The organism is Mesorhizobium hunchu, from assembly GCF_040081975.1.
Lineage (GTDB): Bacteria > Pseudomonadota > Alphaproteobacteria > Rhizobiales > Rhizobiaceae > Mesorhizobium > Mesorhizobium hunchu.
On record NZ_JBEBMG010000025.1, the window covers coordinates 1 to 9,051 of the forward strand.

8 protein-coding genes and 1 pseudogene are annotated in these 9,051 nt (G+C 59.4%); 4 read left to right on the forward strand and 5 right to left on the reverse strand.

The features are described from left to right. Positions 1 to 439: 439 nt before the first annotated feature. A complete protein-coding gene (locus ABMA46_RS21285) occupies positions 440 to 955 on the reverse strand; it encodes a hypothetical protein (protein WP_349001998.1) in 516 nt (171 codons plus the stop codon). A gap of 277 nt (positions 956 to 1,232) precedes the next feature. Here ABMA46_RS21285 and ABMA46_RS21290 point away from each other — a divergent pair, with 277 nt between their 5' ends. Both ABMA46_RS21290 and ABMA46_RS21295 read left to right on the forward strand, forming a co-directional pair. Then, complete coding sequence (locus ABMA46_RS21290) at positions 1,233 to 1,484, forward strand: helix-turn-helix domain-containing protein (protein ID WP_137390940.1); 252 nt, start codon at positions 1,233 to 1,235, stop codon at positions 1,482 to 1,484. Beyond that, positions 1,484 to 2,791: a type II toxin-antitoxin system HipA family toxin gene (locus ABMA46_RS21295; protein WP_349001999.1), complete on the forward strand. Its 1,308-nt coding sequence runs from the start codon at positions 1,484 to 1,486 to the stop codon at positions 2,789 to 2,791. The genes ABMA46_RS21290 and ABMA46_RS21295 overlap by 1 nt, the downstream gene beginning before the upstream one ends. 183 nt (positions 2,792 to 2,974) lie before the next feature. Here ABMA46_RS21295 and ABMA46_RS21300 read toward each other — a convergent pair whose 3' ends face one another. The 3 genes from ABMA46_RS21300 to ABMA46_RS21310 all read right to left on the reverse strand — a co-directional run bounded on the left by ABMA46_RS21300 (position 2,975) and on the right by ABMA46_RS21310 (position 5,945). Next, a complete protein-coding gene (locus tag ABMA46_RS21300) occupies positions 2,975 to 4,786 on the reverse strand; it encodes an AAA family ATPase (protein WP_349002000.1) in 1,812 nt (603 codons plus the stop codon). Between the two features lie 51 nt (positions 4,787 to 4,837). After that, the gene (locus ABMA46_RS21305; RefSeq protein WP_349002001.1) at positions 4,838 to 5,092 is read right to left on the reverse strand and encodes a helix-turn-helix transcriptional regulator; all 255 of its coding nucleotides are present in this window, start codon (positions 5,090 to 5,092) and stop codon (positions 4,838 to 4,840) included. 121 nt (positions 5,093 to 5,213) lie between these two features. Next, on the reverse strand, positions 5,214 to 5,945 hold the full coding sequence (locus ABMA46_RS21310; protein ID WP_349002002.1) for a hypothetical protein: 732 nt from the start codon (positions 5,943 to 5,945) through the stop codon (positions 5,214 to 5,216). A 204-nt stretch (positions 5,946 to 6,149) separates the two neighbouring features. Between ABMA46_RS21310 and ABMA46_RS21315 the strand changes: the two genes are divergently transcribed. Beyond that, positions 6,150 to 6,425 (forward strand): addiction module antidote protein, encoded by a 276-nt coding sequence (locus ABMA46_RS21315; protein WP_349002003.1) that lies wholly within the window; start codon positions 6,150 to 6,152, stop codon positions 6,423 to 6,425. 15 nt (positions 6,426 to 6,440) lie between these two features. Here ABMA46_RS21315 and ABMA46_RS21320 read toward each other — a convergent pair whose 3' ends face one another. After that, complete coding sequence (locus tag ABMA46_RS21320; protein WP_349002004.1) at positions 6,441 to 7,682, reverse strand: tyrosine-type recombinase/integrase; 1,242 nt, start codon at positions 7,680 to 7,682, stop codon at positions 6,441 to 6,443. A 700-nt stretch (positions 7,683 to 8,382) separates the two neighbouring features. Here ABMA46_RS21320 and ABMA46_RS21420 point away from each other — a divergent pair. Continuing rightward, a pseudogene (locus ABMA46_RS21420) lies at positions 8,383 to 8,808 on the forward strand (Arm DNA-binding domain-containing protein); the annotation flags it as partial. Positions 8,809 to 9,051: the final 243 nt, after the last annotated feature.

Below are 9,051 nucleotides of genomic sequence, written 5' to 3' on the forward strand. Positions count from 1 at the left end.
GATCATCGAGACCGGCAACGAATCCTGGCGCTTCAAGAACCGCTCTCAAAACTAAAGCCGGGGAGCCTAACCAACGCGCCCGACCGGGCTGCGCAACCCCGACCAGCTCCACCCGGTCGGGCGCTTACCGTCGTGCCCCAAAAGGGGGTCAATATTGGACGCCGATCCGGGGTCAACTTTGCGCGCCGATTGACAAGCCAGGACGCGATTTCGCGCCGACGCCGAGGTTATCTGCCGGCGACAGCGAAACGCCCCTCACGGAGCGATTTTGAGCGATTTCGACACCCGACCGTCACCCACGGAGCAGCGCGTTCGTGCAGCGCGGATCGGAGGCGTTGATTTTGTTGCCGTTTCACGCGTGCCGGCTACCCTGACACGTTGATCAATCATCAGCGTGTCGGTGACAAGCGGTCAAATGCCTCACGGATTTCCTGCTGTCTCACCTCCTTGAAGGCCCTTGCAGTGGGCAAGTAGATGGTCCTGACGTCCGCCGGCTGGTCAGCGTGATCACCCTGCTATGTACGCTGAACGTGATGGCGTGCAGAAGTTTCGAAACAGGCCGGATGTCGCGCTCGTACACACGCTCTTCCATTTCAAATTTGTTGTGCGCGCCTTCTTCAATGGAGTCCTGATGCAGCTCCAGCCGGTAATTGTATCGAAGAGCCTCTCGTTCGAAGACAAAGACGGTCGCTAAACCGTCGTCGTCGGTTTTCGGCAAGCCGGCAAAATGTGCGGCCCATTCCGGTGAACGAGTAAATGAAATCGATGGGTCACCGCTCGATGGAACCAGCAAGGTGTCCGTTCGGACGATGAGGCTTCCGAGGGAGGTTCCGTGAAAGAGGACGCTCTTTCCTCGTGCGACCTGCCGGAGATGCGCGGCAAGCTTTCTTTCCCCGCCGTCAAAGAGAAAGGGCTTGTTGTGCGGGCTTTCAATCTCTTCCTGCTCCCCTGACATCCTGCTCTCCTGATCTTGGCGGGGCAGACCAGAGTAGCGACAGGCGAAGCCGGTGTCCGGGTATCATTCCAAACGGGCTGAGCAGGTTTGAAGCGGCCAGAGAGGTGCCTTCCTTTTTCTACCAATTGCGTAAAGTGGCATTGGCGACTTCATACGCTTTTACGTATAATCTGCTTTTATACGCTTAACCGTATTGAGACGCCATATACGCTACAGCGGATATTGACAAATTATACGCTTTTGCGCATATAATGGCGAAACTGTCTGAGGTTTCGTCATGGACCAGATTGCCCGCACCCCCAAGCAGATCGGTGACACTATCCGCCGCCACCGCCGCAAGCTCGGCCTGAACCAGGCTACCTTGGGCGAGCGCACGAAGCTGCGCCAGGCGACGATCTCGGCGGTCGAGGCGGGCGCGCCGGGTACCCAGCTCAGCACCTTGTGCGACATCCTGGCGGCGCTCGACCTGGAATTCGTCATCCGCCCGCGCTCGAAGGCGACGCCCGATGAGATCGAGGATATCTTTTGATGGCCCGACCGCGCCGGCATGTGCCGCTCAATGTCTTCCTCAACAGCCGCCTGGTCGGCCGCTTGAACCGGCAATCGACCGGTGCCATCGATTTTCAGTATGACCCCTCATGGCTGGCATGGGAGCACGCGCTGCCCGTCTCGCTGTCCCTGCCGCTTCGCGAGGAACGCTATATCGGCGCGCCCGTCATCGCCGTATTCGACAACCTGTTGCCGGACAGCGAGACCATACGCCGACGCGTGGCGGAGCGCGTGCATGCCGAAGGGGTGGATGCTTATAGCCTGCTCAGCGCCATTGGCCACGACTGCGTCGGTGCGCTCCAGTTCCTGCCCGATGGCGAGGAGCCGGGCACGGCCGGTGCTGTGAACGGCAAGCCGGTGGATGAGGACGAGATAGTCCATATCCTCGGCAACCTCGCATCAGCCCCGCTCGGCCTTGGTGAGGACGAGGACTTCCGCATTTCAATTGCCGGGGCACAGGAGAAGACGGCGTTGCTGCTCTGGAACGGACGCTGGCACAAGCCGACCGGCACGACGGCGACGACACATATCCTGAAGCCTCAGATCGGACGGCTGCCGAACGGGATCGACCTCTCATACAGCGTCGAGAACGAATATCTGTGCCTGAAGCTCACTGCGGCCTTGGGCATTCCGAGTGCCGGGGTTGACATCGCGGAGTTCGGCGGCAAACGGGTGCTGGTCGTCGAGCGTTTCGACCGGCGGTGGACGCGCGACGGACGTCTTCTGCGCCTGCCGCAAGAGGACTTCTGCCAAGCGCTCTCGGTGCCGCCCACGCTCAAATATGAGGCTGAGGGCGGGCCGGGCATTGCCGCCATACTGAACCTGCTGACGGGCAGCGACACACCGGATGACGACCGGGCCATGTTCTTCAGGGCGCTGGTGACATTTTGGCTTCTCGGCGCGACGGACGGCCACGCCAAGAACTTCAGCGTTTTTCTATATCCCGGCCAGCATTTCCACCTCGCGCCCCTCTATGACGTGATTTCCGCCCAGCCCAGCGCGGACGCAGGACAGCTCAAGCGCAATCAGATGAAGCTTGCCATGGCCGTTGGCGATAGCCGGCATTATGTGGTCGAGACAATCATGCCGCGCCATTTTCTCCAGACGGCGGCCAAGGCCGGCATCGGCGCCTCGGTCGTCAAGCGCGTATTCGAGGACATCCGGACACGCGCGCCAGCCGCAATCAAGGAGGTCAAGCAAACGCTCCCAGCCGGTTTCCCCGAGGAGATCGCTGCGTCGATCTTCGGCGGCTTTGAGCAGCGGCTAGGGCGGCTGTCCACGCAATGAGGATCGACAACGGTCAATTCGGGTCGGCCCCGGATGGGCCTTTTTTTTAACGGCGACCTCCCAGCTACGGCCAGGCGCTCATATCGACTGCCGAGGATTTGGTCCCCTAGCTTCCGGGCCTTGATCCGGGCGTGAAAGCGATCGATCGATATAACAATTCGCGTACACGCATTTTTATATCGATTATTCCTCCGGCTCCGGGTCACCGCGTATCCACTTGGCCTGCTTGCCCTTACCGATCTGCACGATTTGGCCGGACTTGGCGAGGTCGGCACGCACCATATTTAGCGTTGCCTCAGACGCGATCGAGCGCGCTTCTGCGGCGAGTTGCACCGCCTTCCATGCGGTCGGCTCGTCAGAGAGGTACTCCAGGACGAATTCTTCGGCCGCCTGCCACTCGCTGCTCGGACGGCCAACCGCATTCTTCTGCACCCGGCAGACATCGTAATGATCAGCATCGCTGAAGGCGAACGGGCGAAGCACCGGAACGTCATCACGACCACCGCCGATCTTTTCGAACACGATCGTCTTGCCCTTCTCGCTCTGGTTCGCTTTCCCGTGGGCAAGAGCGACCCGCGCGGGATCGTCAGGGTCGGGTCCGAAGAACAGGGCCGAGCGGATGCTGGCAGCGAAGCCGATGGAGCCTACGATACGGTAAAGCGGGTTCTCGGTACTCTGCTTGTTCAGGTGGGCGAGCCCAACGATCGCCGAGCCCGTCGCCTCGGCCATTTCGGTCAAAAGGGCCATGAACTCCCCGACCTCGTTCTGCCGGTGCATGTCGCGTCCGCCGCCCATATAGGCGGACAGCGTGTCGACCACGACGAGATCGGGGCGCCATTCCTCCATATGCTCGGAGAGCAGTTCCAGCCGGTCGTTGGTGAGGGCGCGGAATTTGTACATCTGGTGGAGGTTATCGAGATCGACGCCGGCCTTCACCAGCCGGTTCAGCACGACGCGCTGCCAGTTGTCCTCGGCGGCAAGCACCAAAACGCGGTTGCCGGTAGGGCGCTCCTTGGAAAGCGGCCATGGTCGCCCGCTTGTCACGGTTGCCAGAAGCAGAGCCGTCAAAAGCGACTTGCCCGCGCCGGGATCGCCGGCGATCAGCGTCATGCCGTAGCGTGGAATATAGGGATACCAGAGCCATTCCATCGGAAGTGGCTCACGTTGCACCGGCGGTCCAAACAACTCCTCGCGGGTCTCGCCATAGCGCGTGCTGCTGCCGATCAGGCGGCGAAGTTCGCGTTCCGACAACGGCTTCTCGCAGGCGGTTGCGTTCGCCACCTTCAGCATGTCGAAGATGACCTTCTCGTCATCGATCCGTCTTCGGATCGCGCAGGCCGTTCGGAACAAGACATCATTTCTCTCGCCAACCTTGAGGGCGTGGCGTGGGCCTCCGCGCTTTCCCGTCCTGCCGACGGCTTCTGTCTTTGAGGCGCGCAGATCCACCAGCCCCTCCGGTACAGGCACGGCTTCCTTAACCCGTGAAGGCACCCATCGATAGCGATCGCCACTTTCGTGGAGGCTCGGCGGAAGCATGACGTAGCGGTTCGAGCCGGTGAGCACGTCGACCTGATCGCCCTTAAACGCTCCATCGTCCAGGGCTCCGAGATAATGTCGGTGCCTCCCCCGCTTGGTCCTTACTTCAATGGTCTTGGGGAGCCTGAGGGCATCGACAGCCGCTTTTCCCTTTGGGCCGTCGACATCAACCACCGTGCGGCCTTCAAGTGTCGTGGCGATGTTCGCGTTCGGGTATTGCCGAAGACCCTTTCGAATCAGGTCCAAGTCGGTCGTGGCGCTGTTGGCGCCGTTCGGAAAGAACTCGGCGATCGGGTGTTTGCCTGCGTGAGGGCAATCGCGATTGCCGCAGGTGCACCGGCCATTGGCATCGATGCCGTGGGTCAGGAGGAGTTTGAAGCCCGCTTTCAGATAGGCGCGGGCGGCGACCGACGGCTTTTCAGAACGCATGCCATCGGTCACGCGAAATGCAGTTCGCATGATCTTTCTCCGAAAATGTAAGGGAATGGGAGGGGCTAACGCGCCCCTCGATCAGAAGTCGGCGTAGACGTGCCGGTTGCGCTCTTCGGCGCGGGCTTCGAGCCAGGCGTCAACCTCAGCCTTGATCCAGGCGACTCTCGTCCCAGCCATCCGGATACGGCGTGGGAACCTCCCGGCAGCCTCCCAGCGGAGCAAGCTGACGTTGCTGACGCGGATGCCCAACTCCACGAGGTCGTCGCGGCTCAGCACAATTCGCTCGGCCATAGATTGTCGTTTCGGTTTTTCTCGCATCTCGGTTTCCTTCATTTTCGTGTTGAGATGAAGTGACGTGGTGAAGCAGCGCTTCAACGCGTACGAAGATGCGTCAGATCGTAAAAATGTCATAGAAATCAAAATGATAGTATGGGAACAAACCATGCCAGAATTATCAAGGACCGCGGAGCTTTCTCAATTCGCCAATGAGGCTGCTGGAAGGCAATTTGTCCTTCGGCAGAATCTCGCGCACGCAGATTTCCATGACTGACAGATACGTCCCATACATCTTGCCGGACTTCGTTTTCATGGTCTTGATATGCGTGCCGCGACTGATCGTAAGCCTCGGGAAATGCCGCTTGAGGACCATCGACAAGGCGTTGCCGAGGTCGGTCAGAAACTCCGTCGTCATGTTGGTGTTGGCGATCCTGTCGGTCAGCAGCAAGCGTAGCTCCTCGGCGCGATTGCGCAGCTTTTCGAGCTCGGAGCGGAGCGCCGCGCGATCAGGGGCGGGCATACCCATTTCCTCAGGCCACTCTGAGAGCAAAGGCGCTTTGTCATTGGATAGGGCATCGAGAAGTTGTTCCGCAGGCTTGATGATGTTGCGCTCAAGGTGCTGCACACGCCGCGTCAGCTTCACGTCCCTTGGACCTTCGGACAGGCGCAGGGGGGTGGTGTAGAGAGCAGTCAGGTAGCGGTAGGCGACCTCGCGCAGGTCAGCTTGCAGCGCTTCTCGTGCGTTGAAGTCGGGTTCGCGCGCAGCCTTTGCGATTTCATCGATGGTATGGTCCGCGAAAAGGTCGTCACGAGGATCACGCCCCTTAGGAAATTCGACCTCGTCCCGGTACCAGGCGGGTTCACCGTAGCGTAGGTAGTACGGCGCCCTGTCTGCTGATTTTTGCTGCATCGTCGATCCATTGCTCCAATGTCACGAGTCTTTCGTGTAGATGCGCGCAGCAATTGTAGACAGTAACGGCGTCGGAAACGATAGCGTCTTGGCCTCCAGGCGCTTTCTAGCCAGACGGGATTAAGCGACCGTCGAATTCTTTGATGACCTGTGATTTATAATATACAATATGTGACGCAATGCAGATCACCCTGGAATGGCGCAGTGCTTCACGACTATGATCCAGCCGACGTGCTGAAATCCGCCGAGGCCGTTGAAGTGTTTCTAAACGACGCCTTCGATACGATGGACGCGCCTCATATCGCCAAGGCGCTAGGTGTCGTCGCACGCGCTAAGGGCACGACCAAGATCGCCCGAGAAACCGGCTTGGCACGCGAGCAGTTGTATAGGTCACTTAGCGAAGAAGGTAATCCAACGCTGGAAACCACCTTGGCGGTGCTGAAGGCGATCGGCTTCAGGATCGCGAGCAGGCGTAAATGAGGTTGCGAAGACTGATCAGCTCGTCCCCGTAGGCAACGACACCACCATCCCCTTTTTGGTCAAGGACGCTGAATTCGCGGATGCGTCGGGGCCTGAAGCCTCTTTCGAAATCAGTTCCGCAATCCGCCCGGCCCACTGCTCCAGCGCTTCCCGCTTCTCTTCAAGATAGGCGTGTCGGTTGTAGACGGCGGCAACGCCGGAAACGATACCCGTCTTGTGGTTCAATATAGCCTCGATGATATGCGGCGGCACGCGCATCATCGCCATGTTCGTGGCGACGGTGCGTCGGATATCGTGAAAGCGCCAGTCGGATGCGCCGACTTCCGCGTCGAGCCGGGCCTTGTGGCGGCCGAAGCCCGAGATCGGCGTCTTACCGGAGGTGGTGAACACGAGGTCGGAATTCAGAAAGCGCGGCACCGCCTGGAGAATTTGCACGGCGAGAGGCGCAAGGGGCACGGTGTGCTGCGTGCCGTTCTTCGTGCGCTGCGCCGGGATCGTCCACATGGCGCGCTCGAAGTCGATCTCAGACCAGCGCATACCGGCGACCTCGCCGCGACGCTGCCCGGTGAGGATGAGCATGTGGGTGAATTTGTCGAAAGGAAAGCCTTCGTCCTCGGCCGCCTTCCAGCATACGACCAGCTCGCGGTCGTTGAGAACGCGGTCACGCGCCACCTCCTTGGTGGGCAGTTTTAGGGCCGCGGTCGGATTGACCTCGATCGTGCCCCGGTCGAGACACCAGGCGAACAGCTTCTTGATCGCCGCCAGTGCCCGGTTGGCGCGATAGGGCGTGCCGATGGTGAGGATGGTGTCTATGACGCGCACCACCTCGGCGCGCTTGATCTGGTCGATGGGGCGCGAATAGAGGCTGCTGAACTTGAGAAGGATGCGCTCACTCCCCTTCCAGTCCTTGTTGCGCGGCTTGGCGTAGAACTCGATGAATTGCGGCACCAGTTCACCAAGAGTCGGTGCGCCGCTCTCGTCCTCCGTCTCGGCCTTCTCGACATAGCGCCCGAGCTGTGCGGCGCGCATGATGCTCCGCGCCTTCTCGCGTGCTTCGCCGAGGGTCAAGATCGGATAGTCCCCGATTTTTATGCGACGGCGACGCTTGTTGATCCGGGCGCACAGATACCAGGTTTTGCGGCCTTTCGAAGAAACGCGGACGATGAAGCCGGGCAGCAGTTCGTCCCACACTTCGTAGCGCTTGCCCTTGGCGGGCGGCAGGGCCTCAATCGTCTTCGGTGTCAGCTTCTTTCGCATGAAGCGTTCATCGCATCATCGCTGTCGGTCTGTCAGGGTATGATTTGGAGTGGGATGAAGCGGGTTACGTTAGTCGAATTTTGGTTGGCCCTGGTCAATCGCCCTTAGTGCGCCTCTCGAAGGAGCCGGCTCACAACTGCCATAACCCAGGCGCTACGGGGGCTGATCGTCCTGGGTGCCAATTTCTGGCGCATGATGCACCTATCGCATCATTCCTGTCGCTCCATCCGGGTATGATCTTTAGAGATTTACTTCGGATGAGGAAGTATTACATGTATTGATACGACACTGGATGCGCTTGTTGTGGTTCTGAAAATGGACGCGCTTCGGCATGGCGACGCGCTGGGTGTCAATTGGGGTCCATATGCGCTCTTGCTTGAATGGGTGTCACTGAAATAATTTGAAAAGACATGAAAGCTCCGATTTAAACATTTCAATTATCTAATTTGTCGAACTGAAGCGGAATGGAGACTTATGAATTACTTCCTGGCCTAACTGAAAATCCGCGTGTCGGTGGTTCGATTCCGCCCCTGGGCACCATTTCACATTCCCACCGCTTCCCACGATGTCTCACAAGACAATAAAATCAATAGATTAGCCTAGTCTGGCGACTTATGGTGACCCACCGCGTACCGTTGCAACGCATCGGTTTGTGGGTAACGATTTGGGCGTTACCCATTACCCGGGAGGTCCGTTACCCATGTCTCTTTCCGACTTCGCCTGCAAGAACGCCAAGCCCAAAGACAAGCCGTATCGTCTTGCCGATGGCGATGGGCTTTATCTCCTCGTCCGGAACAACGGCTCCAAACTTTGGCAATTGCGGTACCGTTACCTGGGGAAGGAAAATATCCTCTCCTTTGGAAAATACCCGTTGGTGTCACTTCTCGACGCGAGAGGGAAACGCGACGATGCCAAGAGACTGCTGATCGCCGGCATCAATCCCTCCACCAAACGCAAGGAGGAGAAAACTGCAGCCATCACCGAAGCGCGCACGACCTTCGGCCTGATCTCCGAGGAGTACGTCATGCGGATGCAGGAACGAGACGCTGCGGCGGCCACCGTTACCAAAGCCAAATGGCTCCTCGAGGATCTGGCCAGTCCGCTCGCCAAGCGTCCCATTAAAGAGATCACTGCGGCCGAAATTTTCCAACTCCTCCAGAAGATCGAAAAGAGCGGTCGACGGCAAGCCGAGCGCGGCGTCGGTCGTGGATGCGCCGCAGGCGCTGAGCCTGGCCAAGGAACCACAGGCCAACGTCGAGCGCTACGACGCGCTGCGCCGGGCTCGGGAGGTGCGCCATGCGTCATGATCCCGCCAGCGGCGCCATCGTCATCATGCTCAGGAGCCTGAAGATGCACGGCATGGCGCAGG